15 protein-coding genes are annotated in these 19,455 nt (G+C 72.1%); 10 read left to right on the top strand and 5 right to left on the bottom strand.

The genetic code is table 11. The features are described 5' to 3' along the window. The first annotated feature begins 91 nt into the window (after positions 1-91). On the top strand, positions 92-2,476 hold the full coding sequence (pcrA, locus tag HFP48_RS07495) for a DNA helicase PcrA (RefSeq protein WP_170914053.1): 2,385 nt from the start codon (positions 92-94) through the stop codon (positions 2,474-2,476). Positions 2,477-2,553: 77 nt separating this feature from the next. Here pcrA and HFP48_RS07500 read toward each other — a convergent pair whose 3' ends face one another. Continuing rightward, a complete protein-coding gene (locus HFP48_RS07500; protein ID WP_065922906.1) occupies positions 2,554-3,597 on the bottom strand; it encodes a M23 family metallopeptidase in 1,044 nt (347 codons plus the stop codon). 226 nt (positions 3,598-3,823) lie between these two features. On the opposite strand from HFP48_RS07500, the gene HFP48_RS07505 reads away from it, so the two are divergent. From HFP48_RS07505 to sucD, 3 genes are all read left to right on the top strand, one after another. Further along, positions 3,824-5,539 carry a hypothetical protein gene (locus HFP48_RS07505; protein WP_168579296.1) on the top strand — a complete coding sequence of 572 codons (1,716 nt, stop codon included), beginning with the start codon at positions 3,824-3,826 and terminating at the stop codon, positions 5,537-5,539. 144 nt (positions 5,540-5,683) lie between these two features. After that, the gene (sucC, locus tag HFP48_RS07510; protein ID WP_006945023.1) at positions 5,684-6,853 is read left to right on the top strand and encodes an ADP-forming succinate--CoA ligase subunit beta; all 1,170 of its coding nucleotides are present in this window, start codon (positions 5,684-5,686) and stop codon (positions 6,851-6,853) included. Positions 6,854-6,868: 15 nt separating this feature from the next. Then, positions 6,869-7,771, top strand: coding sequence for a succinate--CoA ligase subunit alpha (gene sucD / locus HFP48_RS07515; RefSeq protein WP_003937757.1), 903 nt, complete (start codon positions 6,869-6,871; stop codon positions 7,769-7,771). Positions 7,772-7,841: 70 nt separating this feature from the next. Here sucD and HFP48_RS07520 read toward each other — a convergent pair whose 3' ends face one another. Beyond that, on the bottom strand, positions 7,842-8,465 hold the full coding sequence (locus HFP48_RS07520) for a YigZ family protein (RefSeq protein WP_168579297.1): 624 nt from the start codon (positions 8,463-8,465) through the stop codon (positions 7,842-7,844). Positions 8,466-8,572: 107 nt separating this feature from the next. Here HFP48_RS07520 and HFP48_RS07525 point away from each other — a divergent pair, with 107 nt between their 5' ends. The 4 genes from HFP48_RS07525 to purH all read left to right on the top strand — a co-directional run bounded on the left by HFP48_RS07525 (position 8,573) and on the right by purH (position 13,781). Continuing rightward, positions 8,573-9,802 carry a DUF5336 domain-containing protein gene (locus HFP48_RS07525; RefSeq protein WP_168579298.1) on the top strand — a complete coding sequence of 410 codons (1,230 nt, stop codon included), beginning with the start codon at positions 8,573-8,575 and terminating at the stop codon, positions 9,800-9,802. A 66-nt stretch (positions 9,803-9,868) separates the two neighbouring features. Continuing rightward, positions 9,869-11,527, top strand: a complete 1,659-nt coding sequence (locus tag HFP48_RS07530) for a DUF6350 family protein (protein WP_168579299.1) — start codon at positions 9,869-9,871, stop codon at positions 11,525-11,527. Positions 11,528-11,581: 54 nt separating this feature from the next. Continuing rightward, positions 11,582-12,229: a phosphoribosylglycinamide formyltransferase gene (gene purN / locus HFP48_RS07535; RefSeq protein WP_081637056.1), complete on the top strand. Its 648-nt coding sequence runs from the start codon at positions 11,582-11,584 to the stop codon at positions 12,227-12,229. Beyond that, the gene (gene purH / locus HFP48_RS07540; RefSeq protein ID WP_029542004.1) at positions 12,216-13,781 is read left to right on the top strand and encodes a bifunctional phosphoribosylaminoimidazolecarboxamide formyltransferase/IMP cyclohydrolase; all 1,566 of its coding nucleotides are present in this window, start codon (positions 12,216-12,218) and stop codon (positions 13,779-13,781) included. The genes purN and purH overlap by 14 nt, the downstream gene beginning before the upstream one ends. Before the next feature lie 49 nt (positions 13,782-13,830). Here the strand turns inward: purH and HFP48_RS07545 are convergent, their stop codons facing one another. From HFP48_RS07545 to HFP48_RS07555, 3 genes are all read right to left on the bottom strand, one after another. Further along, positions 13,831-14,067, bottom strand: a complete 237-nt coding sequence (locus tag HFP48_RS07545) for a hypothetical protein (RefSeq protein ID WP_006945013.1) — start codon at positions 14,065-14,067, stop codon at positions 13,831-13,833. Positions 14,068-14,379: 312 nt separating this feature from the next. Beyond that, positions 14,380-15,339, bottom strand: a complete 960-nt coding sequence (locus tag HFP48_RS07550) for an alpha/beta fold hydrolase (protein WP_006945011.1) — start codon at positions 15,337-15,339, stop codon at positions 14,380-14,382. Between the two features lie 23 nt (positions 15,340-15,362). After that, entirely contained in the window at positions 15,363-15,935 is a 573-nt protein-coding gene (locus HFP48_RS07555; RefSeq protein WP_029542006.1) for a DUF4126 domain-containing protein, read from the bottom strand. Between the two features lie 136 nt (positions 15,936-16,071). Here HFP48_RS07555 and HFP48_RS07560 point away from each other — a divergent pair, with 136 nt between their 5' ends. Both HFP48_RS07560 and HFP48_RS07565 read left to right on the top strand, forming a co-directional pair. Further along, positions 16,072-17,457: a sigma 54-interacting transcriptional regulator gene (locus tag HFP48_RS07560; protein ID WP_029542008.1), complete on the top strand. Its 1,386-nt coding sequence runs from the start codon at positions 16,072-16,074 to the stop codon at positions 17,455-17,457. Then, a complete protein-coding gene (locus HFP48_RS07565; protein WP_006945008.1) occupies positions 17,457-19,394 on the top strand; it encodes a VWA domain-containing protein in 1,938 nt (645 codons plus the stop codon). The genes HFP48_RS07560 and HFP48_RS07565 overlap by 1 nt, the downstream gene beginning before the upstream one ends. Positions 19,395-19,455 lie beyond the last annotated feature (61 nt).

The raw sequence follows: 19,455 nt of genomic DNA on the forward strand, positions 1-19,455 counted from the left end.
TGTCGGCGATCGCCGGTAGTTTGGTACCACGATGAACACACCCGTTGCCTCCGGCCGTCCCGTCCCCGCGTCGAATTCGGGGGTGCGGGCGATGACCCCCGACGCGCTGCTCGAGGGACTCAATCCCCAGCAACGGGAGGCCGTGACCCACACGGGGTCTCCGCTGCTCATCGTCGCGGGGGCCGGTTCCGGCAAGACGGCGGTGCTGACCCGGCGCATCGCGTACCTGCTGGGTGAGCGTGGGGTGGCGCCGGGCCAGATCCTGGCGATCACGTTCACCAACAAGGCCGCCGCCGAGATGCGCGAGCGCGTCGCCCACCTCGTCGGTCCGCGCGCGAACAGCATGTGGGTGTCGACGTTCCATTCGAGCTGCGTGCGGATCCTGCGGGCGCAGTCGGCGCTGCTGTCGGGGATGAACTCAAACTTCACCATCTACGACGCGGACGACTCCCGGCGGCTGCTCACCATGATCGCCAAGGATCTCGACCTCGACGTCAAGCGGTATTCCGCGCGGCTGCTGGCGACGCACATCTCCAATCTCAAGAACGAGCTGATCGGCCCCGAGGAGGCCGCGGCCGACGCGGACCGCGAGGCGGCGGAACTGCCGCGGATCGTCGCGCGGGTCTACGCGCACTACCAGCAGCGGCTGCGCGCGGCCAACGCCTTCGACTTCGACGACCTGATCGGCGAGACGGTGGCACTGTTGCAGGCGCATCCGCAGGTGGCGGAGTACTACCGCCGACGGTTCCGCCACGTTCTCGTCGACGAATACCAGGACACCAACCACGCGCAGTACGTGCTCGTGCGCACGCTCGTGGGCGGTGCGGACGACACCGTGACGGACGATGCGGTCGCGCCGGGGGAGCTGTGTGTCGTCGGCGATGCCGACCAGTCCATCTACGCGTTCCGCGGCGCGACGATCCGCAACATCGAGGAGTTCGAACGCGACTATCCCGACGCTCGCACGATCCTGCTCGAGCAGAACTACCGTTCCACCCAGAACATCCTCTCGGCGGCCAACGCGGTGATCGCGCGCAACACCGGACGACGGGAGAAGCGGTTGTGGACGGACTCCGGCGCGGGGGAACCGATCACCGGGTACGTCGCCGACAACGAGCACGACGAGGCGCAGTTCGTGGCCGCGGAGATCGACCGGCTCGTCGACGCCGGTGAGGCCAGGTTCGCCGACGTCGCGGTGTTCTACCGCACCAACAACTCCTCCCGTGCCCTCGAGGACGTGTTCATCCGGCACGGCGTGCCCTACCGGGTGGTCGGCGGCGTGCGCTTCTACGAGCGCAAGGAGGTTCGCGACCTCGTCGCGTACCTGCGGGTGCTCGCCAACCCGGACGACACGGTCAGCCTGCGCCGTATCCTCAACACCCCCCGTCGCGGCATCGGCGACCGCGCGGAGGCCTGCGTGGCGGTGCACGCCGAACGCACGGCGGTCGGGTTCGGCCGGGCCCTGCGCGACGCGGCCGAGGGCACCGTGCCCCTGCTGAACACCCGCTCGCAGAAGGCCATCGCCGCGTTCGTCGACCTCATGGACGAGCTGCGGGGGATGCTCACCGAGACCGACGCCGACGGCAACGACCTCGTCGACATCGGCGACGTCGTCGAGGCGGTCCTCGACCGCACCGGTTACCGCGCCGAGCTCGAGGCCAGCGACGACCCGCAGGACGGCACGCGGCTCGACAATCTCAACGAGTTGGTCAGCGTGGCAAGGGAATTCAGTTCGGATGCCCGCAATGCCGCGGGCCTCGAGGAGGAACGGGAGGGCGCGGAGGGGGAGCCCGAGCCCGGCTCGCTCGCCGCGTTCCTCGAACGGGTGTCGCTGGTGGCCGACGCCGACCAGATCCCCGAGGAGGGCGACGGGGTCGTCACCCTGATGACGCTGCACACCGCCAAGGGTCTCGAGTTCCCGGTGGTGTTCGTGACCGGGTGGGAGGACGGGCAGTTCCCGCACATGCGAGCGCTCGGCGACCCGGCCGAGCTGTCGGAGGAACGGCGCCTGGCCTATGTCGGGCTCACCCGCGCGCGGCAGCGCCTCTACCTGAGCCGGGCGGTGCTGCGCTCGGCCTGGGGGCAGCCGGTGACCAATCCGGAATCGCGCTTCCTGCAAGAGATTCCGCAGGAACTCGTGGAGTGGCGCCGGGAGGATCCGGGGGTGGCCGGTGGTCACGCCATCGGAGCCGGCCGGGGCCGGGGCGGCTACGGCGGAGTCGGCTCCGGCTTCGGGGGTGGAGCGTCCCGGTTCGGCGACGACCGGCAGTCGACACCGAGTTTCGGGGCCGCGCGCTCGCGCAACAACCATCTCGTGCTCGCCGTCGGCGACCGGGTCAGCCACGACAAGTACGGCCTCGGCACGGTCCTCGAGACCCGCGGCTCCGGGCCGACGGCGACGGTGGTCATCGACTTCGGCAGCGCCGGGAAGGTGCGGCTGATGCTCGTCGGCGGCGTGCCGATGGTCAAGCTCTGACCCCGGGTTCCCGGCCGGACGCGAAACGGGCCCCGCACCAGCCGGTGCGGGGCCCGTTTCGCGAGAAACGCCGGAGGTCAGTCGTTCCGGATGCCGAGGGAGATGCCGCGGGTCGCGAGCCAGGGCAGCGGGTCGATCTTGTCGATGCCGTTGAGGTGCACCTCGAAGTGCAGGTGCGGGCCGGTCGACTGGCCGCGGTTGCCCATGGTGGCGATCTGGTCGCCGGCCATGACCTGCTGACCGACCGTCACCATGGACTGGTCGATGTGGCCGTAGACGGTCACGGTGCCGTCCGCGTGGCGCAGGCGCACCCACATGCCGAAGCCGGACGCCGGACCGGAGTCGATGACGGTGCCGTCGGCGACCGCGAGGATCGGGGTCCCGATCGGACCGGCGATGTCCACCCCGGCGTGGAGGGTGCCCCAGCGGGCACCGTAGCTGGAGGTGAAGACGCCGGCGGCCGGAAGGACGAACAGCGGGCGGCGGGCGGCGGCCTCGCGGGCGGCGCGCTCCTCGCTGAACCGCTGGCCCTTGGCGAGCAGGTTCGAGAACTGGGAGAGGTCGTTCGGGTCCGCGATGTTGAGGACCTGCGGGGCCTGGGACGGGGCGGCGCCCTCGGACTCGGTCTCCGGGGCGAACTGCGCGGCCTGCGGCACCGCGGTGGCGGTGATGACGTGCGAGTCGGTGGCGTCCGCGGCGAGGGCGACCTCGGAGTGCTCGGACTCCTGGGCGGGGCCGCTGGCGGCGGCCTGGCCCGCGGCGACGACGGCGCCGGCGGCGACCGCGAGGACCGCGGCGCGGCCCTTGAGGGCGGCGGGGGGAGTGGGAACCCGGTGGGCGCCGCCGCGACGAGTGGGGGCGGCCAGATCGCCGTCGGGTGATCCGGGGGCGGTGAGCGGCTCGGCCGGCTCGGTGCCATAGAATTCGTACTGCTCGGTGGTACTGGTGTTGCGGAAGTTCACAATGCTCGAGACGTCTAGATCGTCCGCCGGGCCCTCGTCGAGGTAACGCTCGTGCGGCTGCCAGTGGCCCGGATAGAGATGGTCGGTGGCCTCCGTGGACTCGAAGTCACCGAACCCGCTGCCGGGACGGCTGTCGGCGCGTGGAGTGCAAGTGTGCATCGACTGCCGTCCTCCGTTCGTGACCTGACCGTTATTCGGACCGAAGCGACGGTAACGAAACGATCGCAAGCGTGGCAACCCAAACGGGCTGGAAATCGGGCCTTGTGACTGGCATCACAGTTTGAGCTGGGCGTATATGGAAACGTTCCTTCGGTTACGGCGCGATACCGAATATTCACGGTGTGTCACGCCGCGATGAATCGGAACGTCGCCGTAGCGTCGGGGCGTGCCGAGCCGCCCGCCCGTCCTCGTCGCCGCGTTCGTCCTGTCCGTGCTCGGCGCCATCGCCGTGGCGGTCGCGCCGTTCCTGCCGGCGGTCCGCGCCGACGCCGGGCCCGTCGGCGCCGCCCTCGGCGCCGCGACGCTCGTCGCCGTCGCCGCCGCGCTCGCGGTGCCCGTCGGCGCGGTGAGTCTCGTCCGTCGGCCCGGGCTCCTCGCCGGAATCCGGGCCGGCGCGCTGCTTGCGGGGGCCGGGTTCGTCGCACTCGGCGCGGCCCTGCTCGACGTCGCGCTGTTCACCGACGCCCTCGACGCCGACCGGCTCGAGCTCTTCCGGCCCCTCACCGCCGCCGGCCTCACGGCGGGCCCGGGCGCGGGCGTCGTCCTCGCCGGCCATCTCGCCGCGGTCGGCGCCGGAGTCCTCGGGGCCGTCGCGGTCCGGCGGCTCGGGGCCGACCCCGCACACGTGCCCGGCGAGGACGGCCCGGTGGGTGTGCGCGTCGGGGCCCCGGCGGCGACCGCGGTGGCGGTGGCGGCCCTGGTCGCGGCCGGTGCGCTCCTCGCCCCGCCCTTCGTCTCGGACGACCCGGTGCTGCTCGGCCCCGGCGTCCTCGACGCCACCACGGCCACCGCGATCGGTTCCCTGGCCGCCGCGGTCGCGGTGGTGCTGACGGCGACGTGGGCGCTGGTGACCGGTTCGCCGGCTGCCGCGACGGGCCTGGTGGCGGGTGCGGGGCTCGGTGCGCTCGGCATCCTGGGCCCGCGCCTGGCGGCGGGCCTCACCGGTGAGCGGCTCGCGCCGTCGCCCGGTGCCGCCGTCGGGGTGGTCGCCGCCGTCGCCCTCGTCGCGGCCGCGGTCGCACTGCCCCGGCTCGTCGCCCGGTCCGCCCGCGCCGCAGGGCCGGTGCCCAGGGCGGTCACGTCCGTCCCGGCGATGCTGCGCCGGCACGTCACCGCGGGCGTCGCGGGGATTGCCACCGGCGTCGTCGCGACGGCGGGTGCGCTGCTGCCCACCCTGTCGGTCCCGGCCGGGGCCCCGGCGCCCGACCTGCCGGCCACTCGCCTGCTGCTCGCCGCAGGCCTGCTCGTGCTGGCGCTGAGCGTGTGGCTGCTGCTCTCCGAATTCGCCGCCCCGCTGCGGCCCGCCGTCGCGGTGCCGGTCGTCGCGGTGGTCACCGCCGCCGGGGCGGTGCTGCAGTCCTGGGTGCTCGCCGCGGACCTGCCCGGCGTCGGTGCCGGGCCGGGCGCGTGGCTGGCCGGCGCCGCGATCCTGGGGGCGGCGGCGACGGGGGTGCTCGTCGTGCTGGCCGGGGGTGCGGAACGCGACGGCATCGACACCTCCGTCGAACGGATCGCCGGGCCGGTCGTGCGCGCGGTGGGCGCGGCTGCGGCTCTCGTCGCCGGTGCCGGTGTGCTGTTGCCGGTGCAGCCCGGGGCCGGTTCGGTCCTGGGCTATCCGTGGGGCTACGACGTGTGGGGGCGGGTGCTGCTCGCCGTCGCGGTGGTCGCAGCGGTGCTGGTCGCAGCGCGGTCGCGGCCGGCCCGGGGCGGTGTGCTGCTGCTCGGCGCGGCGGCGTCGGTGGCCCTGTATGCGGCGTCGTGGTTGCTCGTGCGGAGCCCGGAGCAGGAGCCGGTGAACGGCGTCCTCACACTGCCTGCAATCCTTGGGGTGGTGTTCCTCCTGGCTGCGGCGTGGCTCACAATCCGGGAGGAAAATCCGTGAGGTACCCCTCGGGCCCCTCGCTCCGGTGACATGCGACACATACCAGGAGTGCGGGCGTTTGGTGGGACTTCCGACTAGTTACAGTCCGAACGGACCCGCTCATACCCCTCGAGCGGGCGTCAACGCAGACGAGACGGTGAGCAGATGGATCTCTTCGAATACCAGGCGAAGGAACTCTTCGCCAAGCATGGTGTGCCGACGTCGCTGGGTCGTGTGACCGACACGGCCGACGATGCCAAGGCGATCGCCGAGGAAATCGGTAAGCCTGTGATGGTCAAGGCCCAGGTCAAGACCGGTGGTCGTGGCAAGGCCGGTGGCGTGAAGTACGCCGCCACCCCCGAGGATGCGAAGACCCACGCCGAGAACATCCTCGGCCTCGACATCAAGGGTCACATCGTCAAGAAGCTGCTGGTCGCCGAGGCCAGCGACATCGCCGAGGAGTACTACATCTCCTTCCTGCTCGACCGGGCCAACCGCACCTACCTGGCCATGTGCTCGGTCGAGGGCGGCATGGAGATCGAGGAGGTCGCGGCCACCAAGCCCGAGCGTCTCGCCAAGGTTCCCGTGGACGCCGTCAAGGGCGTCGACCTCGCGTTCGCGCGCAGCATCGCCGAGCAGGGCCACCTGCCCGCCGACGTGCTCGACGCCGCGGCCGTGACCATCCAGAAGCTGTGGGAGGTCTTCGTCGCCGAGGACGCCACCCTGGTCGAGGTCAACCCGCTCGTGCGCACCCCCGACGATCAGATCCTCGCCCTCGACGGCAAGGTCACCATCGACGAGAACGCGGGCTTCCGCCACCCCGAGCACGCCGAGCTCGAGGACAAGGACTCCACCGATCCGCTCGAGGCCAAGGCCAAGGAGCACGACCTGAACTACGTCAAGCTCGACGGCCAGGTCGGCATCATCGGCAACGGCGCGGGCCTGGTCATGTCGACCCTCGACGTCGTCGCGTACGCCGGTGAGAAGCACGGCGGCGTCAAGCCCGCCAACTTCCTCGACATCGGTGGCGGCGCGTCCGCCGAGGTCATGGCCGCCGGCCTGGACGTCATCCTGAACGACGGCCAGGTCGAGAGCGTGTTCGTCAACGTCTTCGGTGGCATCACCGCGTGCGACGCGGTCGCCAACGGCATCGTCAAGGCGCTGGAGATCCTCGGCGACGAGGCCAACAAGCCGCTGGTCGTCCGCCTGGACGGCAACAACGTCGAGGCGGGCCGCAAGATCCTGGCCGACGCCAACCACCCGCTGGTCACGCTGGTCGGAACCATGGACGAGGCCGCTGACAAGGCCGCCGAGCTGGCGCACGCCGCGAAGTAAGGACACACGGAGAACATGTCTATCTTCCTCAACAAGGACTCGAAGGTCATCGTCCAGGGCATCACCGGCGGCGAGGGCACCAAGCACACCGCCCTGATGCTCAAGGCCGGTACCCAGGTCGTCGGCGGCGTCAACGCCCGCAAGGCCGGCACCACTGTGTCCCACACCGCCGCCGACGGCTCGGCCGTCGAGCTGCCCGTCTTCGGTACCGTCGCCGAGGCGATGAAGGAGACCGGCGCGGACGTCTCGATCGCGTTCGTCCCCCCGAAGTTCGCCAAGGACGCCATCATCGAGGCCATCGACGCGGAGATCCCGCTGCTCGTGGTCATCACCGAGGGCATCCCGGTGCAGGACACCGCGTACGCGTGGGCCTACAACGTCGAGAAGGGCAACAAGACCCGGATCATCGGCCCCAACTGCCCCGGCATCATCACCCCGGGTGAGTCGCTGGTCGGCATCACCCCGGCCAACATCTCCGGCAAGGGCCCGGTGGGCCTGGTGTCCAAGTCCGGCACCCTGACCTACCAGATGATGTTCGAGCTGCGTGACTTCGGCTTCTCCACCGCCATCGGCATCGGCGGCGACCCGGTCATCGGCACCACCCACATCGACGCCATCGAGGCGTTCGAGAAGGACCCCGAGACCAAGCTCATCGTCATGATCGGCGAGATCGGCGGCGACGCCGAGGAGCGCGCGGCCGACTACATCAAGGCCAACGTGACCAAGCCGGTCGTCGGCTACGTCGCCGGGTTCACCGCTCCGGAGGGCAAGACCATGGGCCACGCCGGCGCCATCGTCTCCGGCTCCTCGGGCACCGCGCAGGCCAAGAAGGACGCCCTCGAGGCGGCCGGCGTGAAGGTCGGCAAGACGCCGTCCGAGACCGCCGCTCTCGCGCGCGAGATCCTGCAGTCGCTGTAGGCGGCTCCGCCGCCGGTGCGTCCTTTGGGCGGTCCTGACCGCCCGAAGGACGCACCGGCAGCTCCGCTGCCTACCCGTCCACCCATTCGGTGCCGACGGGCTCGAGCTCGCCGGCGCCGGCCGTCGCCGACGCCACCACGCTCCGCAACCCGGCCGCATCCCGGGCCGCGATCGTGAAGACGACACGCTCCGTGTAGGACACGTCGAGCACGCTCACCCCGCGGCCCCGTAGTTCCGACTCCACCCGGCCGGCGTCACCGTGCCCCACCGCCAGGGTGAACACCTCCCGTCGCTCCCGCGGCACCAGCGTCGCCGCGTCGACCGCGACGGCCACCGCACCCGAATACGCCCGGACCAGTCCCCCCGCGCCGAGCTTGATGCCGCCGAACCAGCGGGTGACCACCACCGCGACGTTCACCAGATCGCGATGGTGCAGCACCTGCAGCATCGGCACCCCGGCCGTGCCACCCGGTTCCCCGTCGTCGCTCGACCGTTCCGCCCGGTGCGCCGGCTCGTCGCCCACCACGAAGGCCCAGCAATGGTGCCGCGCATCGGGATACAGCCTCCGCTGTTCCTCGACGAAGGCGAGCGCGGCGGTATCCGAGTCGACGCGACGCAGCGCGGCGAGAAAGCGGGAATGCTTGATCTCCGTCTCGGCGACGACGTCCGCTCCGGGCTCGAGGGTGCTGGGCATGCGCACATTCTCGCCGGTGGGGATTCGCCGGATTCCCGGGACTCCTGCCGCCCACGGTGATCGTGCCTAGGCTGGTCACAGAGCAGCCGACGACATCAGGAGGAGCGATGACCTACCCAGCAGGCTCGGGAACGGGCCGGTCCGACACCCCGTCAGGTCCCACGGGGTCGTCGACCGGGGGCGGATCCAGCCTCGCCTCCCGTGGCTCCGACAAGGTGGTGCCGCTGCTCCTGCCGATCGCCGTCGCGGTGCTGGCGGTGCTGAACTTCCTGCTCGGCCTGGCCCCGTACGTGCGGATCTCCTTCGGCACCCAGGTTGCGCTGTCGTCGTTCGACTTCGGGTTCGCGGTCGTGCCGCTGGCCTTCCTGCTCTTCGGTGGCGCGGCTGCGGCACTGTCGCTGCTACCGGGTCAGGACCTGCGCTCCGTTGCGGTGGCGGCCTCCGCGGTCGGCTTCGTGGTGTCGCTGTTCCAGCTCTTCCACCTGCCCGACGACACCGGCATCTCGTGGGGTGGGGTGTCGATCCTCGTCCTCGGCTTCCTGCAGACTGCGCTCGCGCTGATGGCGCTGCTCTTCGGGATCGGCATCCTGGTGCCCGGCCAGCGCCGCGCGCCCGCGCAGTCGTTCGGCGGCCAGGGAGGCGGCGGGCAGGGCGTGGGCCAGGGGTACAGCGGCGGCCAGGGCTACAGCGGTCAGGGGTACGGCGGCCAGGGCTACGGAGCGCAGGGTGCCGGCGCGGGGCAGGGCTATCCGTCCGGTCAGGGCTACGCTCCCGGCGCGGCGTCGAGCGGATACGGAACGCAGGGCTCCGGCTACCCCTCGGGGTCCTCGGCCTACCCCTCGGGGTCCTCGGCGCAGTACCCCGGCTACCAGCAGCCGCAGTACTCCACCGGGCAGTACCCGTCGGGGCAGTACTCCACCGGCCAGTATCCGTCCGGGCAGCACCCGTCCGGACAGTACCCGGGATCCCAGTACCCGGGCACCCAGTACTCGGGCGCGCAGCCGCGCGAGCACTACCCCAGCCCGGACTACGGCGCCCAGACCGAGCACCTGAGCCAGCCGCTGCGCGTCGACCGGCCGCAATCCGAGGGGCAGCACCCCGGCCAGCAGGCCTACACCCCGACGGGAGCCCAGGCCCCGTACGGCGCCGGGTCGCCCGGTCCTTCGGGCCGGCCGGGGGAGCCCGCCGGTGGTGGCGCGGACGAGCCGACCGTGCTCGCCCCCCGGCACGCCGACTCCGAGCAGGATGCCGCGGGGCGTCCGTCGGAGGACGACGCCGAGCGGACGTCGGACCCGGCGCCGACGCAGGCGTTCCGCCCCGGTGACGAGCCGCGGTGACGGCTCCCGCACGTGCTGCGGCGCGCCTGACCGTCACGACCGTCGCCGGGTGACACTCTCGACACGATGACCTCGACGCTAGGCCGGTCCGACCGGCGCACCACCCCGGAAGGCAACCCGGTCGAACCGGAGCAGCTGCGGATCCTGCTCGGCACGGCGGCCAGGGTGCCGGCAGTGACCCTCGCGTTGATCGCCACGCTGGTGGTGACCACGATGGTGGCCGCGAGCAGCGACCTGACCGGCATCTACGCGGCGATCGCGGGAAGCTGGCTGGCCCTGCATCAGGTGACGCTGACGATCGACGGGGTAGCGCTCGGCGTGCTGCCGTTGCTGCCGACTGCGGTGCTGGTGTGGCTGACCGCCCGGGCCGCGCGTTCGGCCACCGACGCCTTCGTCGCGCTCGGCGGCCGTCCGCTCGATCGTCGGAACGCCTCACGCATCGCCGTGGCCACCCTCGCCGGTCCGACGGTGATCACGATCGTGGCACTGATCGTGATCCAGGATGCGGCGAGTGTCCTGCCCGTCGTCACCCCCAATCCGGCGGCCGCGCTGGCCTGGGTGACGGCCCTCTACCTGCTCGGGGCCGGGCTCGGCATCGGTGCCCGGACGTGGCGGCCGCTGTCCGTCCGCTACGGCGTGCCGAACTGGCTGGTCGCCGCCGTGCGCCCCGCGGCCCGCGCGGTGCTGGGGATGTTCGCCGCGGCCGGGGTGGTGACCGTACTCGGGCTGCTGTGGTCGTGGACCGTGGTCGGTGACCTGATCGGCCGCGGCGGGGGAGTGACCGGGGCGCTCGGGTTGACGGTGCTGTCGGTGCTGTACCTGCCCAACGTGCTGATCGGGGCCGCCGCCGTGGTGGCCGGGAGCACGGTGCAGTTCGGCGACGTGACCCTGAGCCTGTTCGAGGCGACCGGCGGTGACCTGCCCGCGCTGCCGGTGCTCGTCGTGATCCCACCGGGACCGGCCGCGCCGTTCTGGCCGGTGCTGCTGGCCGTTCCCGCGACGGTGGGTGCGCTGCTCGGACGGTACGTCGCCCAGCGCCACCTCGAGGCGCGGGCCCGGGGGGAGTACGTGTCGTCCACCGACGCCGCGCTCACGGTGGTCGCTGCGGCGGCGCTCGCGGGCGCGACGAGCGCGCTGGCCACGTGGGTCGCCGGTGGCCCCCTGGGGATCTTCGGCGTGGTCGGCGGAAACTGGTGGCTTGCCGGGGTTCTGGTATTCGCGTGGTCGGGGCTGCTGGGCCTCGTCACGTCGCAGCTGCTGCTGTGGCGCGAGCACCGCCTGGCCGCGGCGGAGGCCGCCCGAGCGTCGGCCGCCGCGGAGGAGTCCGCCACGGAGACCGCCGCCGCCGAGAATCCCGACGGCGACGAGCCGGTCGAGGAGGCCGACGCCACCCCGCTCGACGAGGCGAAGGCGCTCGAGGCGGGCCCGGCGACGCCGGCCGCCGACGTGCTCGAGGCCGAGATCGTCGAGGACGGCCCCGAGGGGCAGCAGGACGCCGCCGACGCCGGGGGCGACGCAGACGCCGCAGGCGACGCCGGGGCGCCCGCCGTCGCCGGCACCGAGCGCGAGGACCCCGCCGACGACGAGCGTGTGCACGTCGCCGACGCGGAACTCGAGGACGCCGCCGACGAGCCGGGCGGGTCCGGCGTAACCGAGCAGGATGCCGGCGCGCCGCCGGAGCGCAACGGTGACCTGCCGGAGGGGGCCGCACCCCCCAAGGGCTAGGCTCTACCCGGCCGAGCATCCGGCCGACCCCTCTCGAGTTCCAGGAGTAGAGCGCTGACTGCCTCGCGTGACCAGCTGCCGCCGACTGCGCCGGCACGGGTCGTCGTCCTCGCCTCGGGCACCGGAAGCCTGCTGCGGTCGCTGATCGACGCGACGCACACGGACGGGTACCCCGCCCGGATCGTCGCCGTCGGAGTGGACCGCGAGTGCGCCGCCGAGGGGCATGCCGAGGCCGCCGGCATCCCGCATCTCCGCGTCGTGCTGCGTGAGCACCCGGACCGCGCCGCGTGGGACCGCGCCCTCACCGACGCCGTCGCCGCGCACGAGCCGGACCTGGTGGTCTCCGCCGGTTTCATGAAGATCCTGGGGCCGACCTTCCTGCACCGGTTCGGCGGCCGCATCGTCAACACCCACCCTGCGCTGCTGCCGGCGTTCCCCGGCGCGCACGCAGTCCCCGACGCCCTCGCCTACGGGGTGAAGGTCACCGGGTCGACCGTGCACCTGGTCGATGCCGGTGTCGACACCGGCCCCATCCTGGCGCAGGAACCCGTGCCGGTCCTCGACGACGACGACGAGGCCACCCTGCACGAACGCATCAAGGTTGTGGAGCGACGGTTGCTGGCCGACGTGGTCGCCGCCGTCGCCACCCGTGGAGTTGTATCCGATGGACGAAAGGCCGTGATCCCCAGTGACCGAACGTAAGGCTGTGCGACGTGCACTCGTCAGCGTCTACGACAAGACCGGTTTGGTCGAACTGGCGACGGGTCTGCACGAGGCGGGTGTCGCGCTGGTCTCCACCGGCTCCACGGCCGCGACCATCGCCGGCGCCGGCATCCCCGTCACCAAGGTGGAGGACCTGACCGGCTTCCCCGAGTGCCTCGAGGGCCGGGTCAAGACGCTGCACCCGCGAGTGCACGCCGGCATCCTCGCCGACACGCGCAAGCAGGACCACCTCGACCAGCTCGCCGAGCTCGGTGTCGAGGCGTTCGAGTTGGTCGTGGTGAACCTGTACCCGTTCACGCAGACCGTCGCCTCGGGGGCCACCCCCGACGAGTGCGTCGAGCAGATCGACATCGGCGGCCCGTCCATGGTGCGTGCCGCCGCGAAGAACCATCCGTCGGTCGCCGTCGTCGTCGACCCGGCCCGGTACGACGACGTGCTCGACGCCGTCAAGGCGGGCGGCTTCACCCTGCCGCAGCGCAAAGCCCTTGCCGCCCAGGCGTTCCAGCACACCGCCGCCTACGACGTGGCGGTGGCGAGCTGGATGAACGCCGGTTATGCCGTCCCGGAGGCGGACGCCGCCGAGCAGTTCCCGGCCTGGGCCGGTGCGACGTGGCAGCGTGCGGCCGTGCTGCGGTACGGCGAGAACCCGCACCAGGCGGCGGCGCTGTACGTGAACGAGGCCGGCGAGCCGGGCCTGGCCCGCGCCGAGCAGTTCCACGGCAAGGAGATGTCCTACAACAACTACCAGGACGCCGACGCGGCCTGGCGCGCCGCGCACGACCACGACCGGCCGTGCGTCGCGATCATCAAGCACGCCAACCCGTGCGGCATCGCGGTGGCCGACACCGTCGCCGAGGCGCACCGCAAGGCGCACGAGTGCGATCCGGTGAGCGCGTTCGGCGGCGTGATCGCCGTCAACCGCGAGGTGAGCGTGGCGATGGCCGAACAGGTCGCCGAGATCTTCACCGAGGTGATCATCGCCCCGGCGTACGCGGCCGGCGCGGTCGAGGTGCTCAGCCGCAAGAAGAACATCCGCATCCTGCGGGCCGACTCGCCGCAGGCGGCGCAGATCGAGCTGCGTCAGATCTCCGGCGGCATGCTGCTGCAGGAGCGCGACACCCTCACGGCGCCGGGTGATTCGGCCGGGAACTGGGAGCTGGCCTGCGGCGAGGCCGCCGACGCCGAGACCCTCGCGGATCTCGAGTTCGCCTGGCGCGCCTGCCGGGCCGTGAAGTCCAACGCGATCCTGCTCGCTGCGGGCGGCGCCACCGTCGGCGTCGGCATGGGCCAGGTCAACCGCGTGGACTCCGCCCGGCTCGCGGTCTCACGCGCCGGGGACCGTGTCACCGGATCCGTCGCCGCATCGGACGCGTTCTTCCCGTTCGCGGACGGCCTGCAGGTGCTCACCGAGGCCGGCGTCAAGGCCATCGTGCAGCCGGGTGGTTCGGTGCGCGACAACGAGGTGATCGAGGCCGCTCGCGAGGCCGGCGTGACCCTGTACCTCACCGGCGCACGGCACTTCGCGCACTGAGCGCCGCCCGGCCGCCCGCGCCGCCCGGCCGCCCGCGCCGCCCGCGCCGTCAGGCCGCGTGCGGGTGGCCGGTCGCCGGGCGGGTCACGGTCCGCGGCGCGGCGTCGCGGGCGTCGGAGATGACCAGCCGGGCGGCACCGCGGTCGAGCAGTTCGCGGATGAGGTCCGCAGCGGCCGCGGCCTGTTCGGTGCCGACGTGGCTCAGGTCGATCGTGATCGCGTGACCGGTGAGATCGTCGGGCAGGTCCTTGGGGACGGCGCCGGTGGCGCCGAGTCGCAGTTTCATCGTGTTCTCCTCTTACTGGACAAGATCGGTACGGGATAAAGAAAGGCACCCGAGGCGATGTGCCCGGGTGCCCGAGAAGGAGTCTTTCGAGTCGTCGACTCATTCCCGGGGTTGCCACTTGGCGAAGTGGAAGTACGCGTAGGTGTGTCGGCACCAGGTGGGTACGGCAATGCGCATCGACTTCGCCGCGATGACCTTGTCGTCTCGCATCGGACCGTACCTTTCTCGTGTGTTCCTACGGGTTAACCGGACACCATACCCGAGTAACGCGAATCTGACATCTCTTGTTTTCCGCCCATCTCGGGCGGCGGGTCAGAGCTTGGCGAGCCACGCCTCGAAACCGCGGGTGAACTCGTCCGAGAAGGGCAGATCGGCGATGTAGTCGGCGCCGGTGGACTGCTGGTCGCCGATGTCCTTGAGCACGTGGTTGGCCCGGTGCAGGCGCAGCGAGGTCAGGCTCGTGTGCACGAGTGCCGAGTCGAGGGCGTCGACGTCCTCGACCCGCACCTGGATGTCCTTCGCGGAGACGCTGGTGAGTACCGGCAGCGCCCCGTCGAGCTGGGCCGCGAGCATCCGCGGATCGAGGGCGTCCTCCTCGGCGAGGGCCTTTGCGTTGGCCGAGACCAGTCCGGCGTTGCGGAGCGGCTCGGGCAGGGTGTCGCTGAGGGTGCCGTCGGCCCGCAGCGATTCGACGGCGTCCGCGAGGGCGAGGCGCAGTTCGTCGGCCACCTGGATCGGGAGCTGACCGGCGTCGACGACGGCGTCGAGCTGGGCGTCGATCTGGGCGGTGAGCAGGTCCAGCAGCCGCACCGCCAGCGGCTCGAGCAGGGCGATGCCCGCGACGGGCGCGCCGGCGTGGGCGAGGGAGAGGGCGATGAGCGCGCCCTCGCTGTGCCCGACGACGTAGAGCCGCTCGGCGTCGACGCCCGGCTGTCCGGCGAGGAACCGCAGGCCGTCGGTGGCGGCATCGATGAAGGTGGAGAATCCGAGGTCGGCGACGTCGGAGACGTCGTACGGACCGAGGCCGGTGACGCCACTGCCGAGCTTGTCGTAGCGCAGGCTGGCGAAGCCGTTGCGTTCGAGCACGTCGGCGAGGTGACGCAGGGTGCCGATCGGGCCGGGCAGCAGCGCGCTGTCGCCGTTGCGGTCGGTGGGACCGCTGCCGGCGAGCAGCAGCACGGCGGGGACGTCCCCGTCGCCCGCGGCGGGCACGCGCAGGCTGCCGTGCAGGGTCACGTCGCCGCTGGAGAAGGAGATGTCGGTGTCCGCCATGGCGTCGTGTCTATCAGAACCGGTCAGCCCGTCCGCAGGCGGCTCAGCCCTCGGTACCCGCGGTGGACGGCCCACGCGAAGCCGGCGAGCAGGGGCACGACGAGCAGCGGGACGACGAGCGCGATCAACGACGTGACGAAGGAGAGCAGGTCGTCGAGCAGTGACAGCGCCGGGTTGCCGAGTCCCGCGGTCGTGACCGTGCTCGCCGCGCGGGTGCCGGTCTGCACCGTGCTCACCGCCATCGCGGTCGGGGCGCCGACGACGATGCCGGCGAGGGCCGCCATCGCCGGGTCGAGATCGGCGAACGCGGCCCAGGCGGCGAGCGCGCCGGCGACGGGCCGCACGACGGTGGCGACGGCCGAGAGGACGTTGTCGACGAGGGGGACCAGGTCGGCGCCGATCTCGACGACGGTGGCGATCGCCAGGGCGGCGAGCGCGCCCGTCGACCCGACCCACTGCATCGACTCGTTGAGCGCGATCCCGAACAGGCCGAAGTGCACCGCGGTGCCGAGCATCAGCAGCGGGAGAAAGGTGCGCAGGCCGGTGGCGGCGGCCAGCCCGAGGCCCAGCAGTGCCGCGAGGAGCCAGGTGTCCATGGCGGGAGTGTAGGGATCGCCACCGACATCGGGAGCCGAACCGGGCCGGGCAGGCGCTCCCGCGCGGCGTTCCCGCCGCGGCGACGCGCCGCGGCTGCAGGTGCCGAAATCACCGAACGCTCGTACCTTGGGAGGGGTGACGTCACCCACAGTCAGGCCGTCCACCCTCGGCGAGCTGCGCGCCTCGGGCCATGTGCACCGCTCCGTCAAGGACGAGATCCGGCAGAACCTGCTCGCCGCCCTGCGCGACGGCATCGACCCGTGGCCGGGCATCGTCGGATTCGACGACACCGTCGTTCCGCAACTCGAACGCGCCCTCCTCGCGGGCCACGACGTGGTGCTGCTGGGCGAACGCGGTCAGGGCAAGACCCGGTTGCTGCGCACCCTGCCCCTGCTGCTCGACGAGTGGACACCGGTGATCGCCGGCTCCGAGCTCGGGGAGCATCCCTACGACCCGATCACCCCCGCCTCGATCCGCCGCGCCGCCGAACTCGGCGACGACCTACCGGTCGCCTGGCGGCACCGCAGCGAGCGCTACGCCGAGAAGCTCGCCACCCCCGACACCTCCGTCGCCGACCTGGTCGGCGACGTCGACCCCGTCAAGGTCGCCGAGGGCCGCAGCCTCGGCGACCCCGAGACCATCCACTTCGGTCTCGTACCCCGCGCTCACCGCGGCATCGTCGCGGTCAACGAGCTGCCCGACCTCGCCGAGCGCATCCAGGTCTCGCTGCTCAACGTGATGGAGGAGCGCGACATCCAGGTGCGCGGGTACACGCTGCGGCTCCCGCTCGACGTCCTGCTCGTCGCCAGCGCCAACCCGGAGGACTACACCAACCGGGGCCGGATCATCACCCCGCTCAAGGACCGGTTCGGCGCCGAGATCCGTACCCACTACCCGACGCAGCTCGACGACGAGATCGCCGTCATCGAGCAGGAGGCGCAGCTGCAGTCGCGGGTCCCGGACTTCCTGCTCGAGATCCTGGCCCGCTTCACCCGCCTGCTGCGCGAATCCACGTCGGTGGACCAGCGTTCCGGCGTGTCCGCGCGCTTCGCCGTCGCCGGCGCCGAGACCGTCGCGGCCGCCGCGATGCGTCGCGGGGCCGTGCTCGGCGAGGCCGACCCCGTCGCACGGCCCGTCGACCTCGGCACCGTCGTGGAGGTGCTGCGCGGCAAGGTCGAGTTCGAATCCGGCGAGGAGGGACGGGAATTCGAGGTGCTCGACCACCTGCTCCGGCGGGCCACGGCGGACGCCGCCCGAACCCGGCTGGCCGGGGTGGACCTCGGTCCGCTCGTCGCGGCCGTCGAGCAGGGCCGGCCGGTGGTGACCGGCGACCGGATCACCGCCAAGGCGCTGCTCGACGAGCTGCCCGACCTGCCCGTCCTCGACGTCGTCGCCGAACGGCTCGGCGCGGACGGCATCGGAACCCGGGCTGCCGCCGTCGAACTCGCCCTCGAGGGCCTCTATCTGGCGCGGCGCATCGCCAAGCACGCCGACGACGACGGTGCCGCGGTGTACTCCTGATGAGCCGGGGCGCGAGGTACGGACCTTACGACGGCGGCGACCCGCTCGCCCCGCCGGTGGATCTGCGTGAGGCCCTCGCCGCCATCGGCGAGGACGTGCTGTCCGGCAGTTCGCCGCGACGGGCGCTGCGGGAGCTGCTGCGCCGCGGGCACGGGTCCATGCGCGGCCTGGACCGGCTTGCCGCGCAGGCGAATCGGCGTCGCAGGGACCTGCTGGACCGCACGAATCTCGACGGCACGCTGCGTGAGGTGCGCGAGCTGCTCGACCGGGCCGTGCTCGAGGAGCGCAAGGCGCTCGCGCGCGCTCTCGACGACGAGGCCCGGTTCGCGGAGATGCGGATCGAGGAACTGCCCGCCTCCGCCGCCCAGGCTGTGCAGGAACTCGCCGACTACGACTGGCGCAGTTCGCAAGCCCGGGAGGACTACGAGAAGATCCGCGATCTGCTGGGGCGGGAGATGCTCGACCAGCGGTTCGCCGGGATGAAGCAGGCCCTCGAAGGCGCGACCGACGAGGACCGCGAACGTGTGAACCGGATGCTCGAGGATCTGAACGATCTGCTGGACAAGCATTCCCGCGGGGAGGACACCCAGGAGGACTTCGAGCAGTTCATGGCCGAGCACGGCGACTTCTTCCCGGAGAACCCACGCAACGTGGAGGAACTGCTCGACTCGCTCGCCCAGCGCGCGGCGGCGGCGCAGCGACTGCGCAACTCGCTCAGCCAGGAACAGCGGGACGAGCTCGACGCTCTCGCCCAGCAGGCGTTCGGCTCGCCGAGCCTGATGTCGCAGCTCGACCGCCTCGACTCGCACCTGCGCGCCGCCCGTCCCGGCGAGGACTGGACCGGGTCGGAGCGGTTCCGCGGCGACCAGGGCATGGGCCTCGGCGAAGCGACCGGGGCGCTGCAGGAGGTTGCCGAACTCGACGCGCTCGCCGAGCAGCTCTCCCAGCAGTACGCCGGGGCCTCCCTCGACGACATCGACCTCGACGCGCTGGCTCGCCAGCTCGGCGACGAGGCCGCGGCCGACGCGCGCATGCTCGCCCAGCTCGAGAAGGAACTGCAGCGGCAGGGGTTCTTCGACCGCGGCGCCGACGGGCAGTGGCGACTGTCGCCCAAGGCGATGCGTGAACTCGGCCGGACCGCGCTGCGCGACGTCATGGACCAGCTGTCCACCCGCGGCGGGCAGCGCGAGACCCGCCGTGCGGGGGCCACGGGCGAGCCCACCGGGGCCTCGCGTCCGTGGGAGTTCGGAGACACCGAGCCGTGGGACGTCGTGCGCACCCTCACCAACGCCACCCTGCGCGCCCCCGCGCGAATCCCGGTGCGGATGGACGTCACCGACGTCGAGGTCGTCGAGACCGAGCAGCGCACCCAGGCCGCCGTGGCACTGCTGGTGGACACCTCGTTCTCGATGGTGATGGACGGTCGATGGGTGCCGATGAAGCGCACGGCACTGGCCCTCAACCACCTGGTCTCGACCCGGTTCCGCGGTGACGCGCTGCAGCTGATCGCGTTCGGCCGGCACGCTCGGGTCGTCACCGCCACCGAACTCGCCGGGCTGGACGGGGTCTACGAGCAGGGCACCAACCTGCATCATGCGCTGATGCTGGCCGGCCGGCACCTGCGCCGGCATTCCAACGCCCAGCCGGTGGTGCTGGTGGTCACCGACGGCGAACCCACCGCGCACCTCGAGGCGGACGGCTACGCGGCGTTCGACTATCCACCCAGCGCCCGCACCCTGGGGATGACGGTCCGCGAATTCGATCATCTCGCCCGCGCCGGTGCGCACGTGACGATCTTCCGGCTCGGCGACGATCCCGGGCTGGCACGGATCGTCGACCGTATGGCCCGCCGGGTCGGAGGGCGGGTCGTCGCGCCCGACGTCGACGGACTCGGCGCCGCCGTCGTCGGTGACTACGTGCGGCTGCGCCGCCGGTGACTACGTGCGGCTGCGCCGCCGGTGACTACGTGCGGCTGCGCCGCCGGTGACTATGCGCGGC

Origin of the sequence: Rhodococcus sp. DMU1 (assembly GCF_012272955.1) — a bacterium.
Lineage (GTDB): Bacteria > Actinomycetota > Actinomycetes > Mycobacteriales > Mycobacteriaceae > Rhodococcus > Rhodococcus aetherivorans.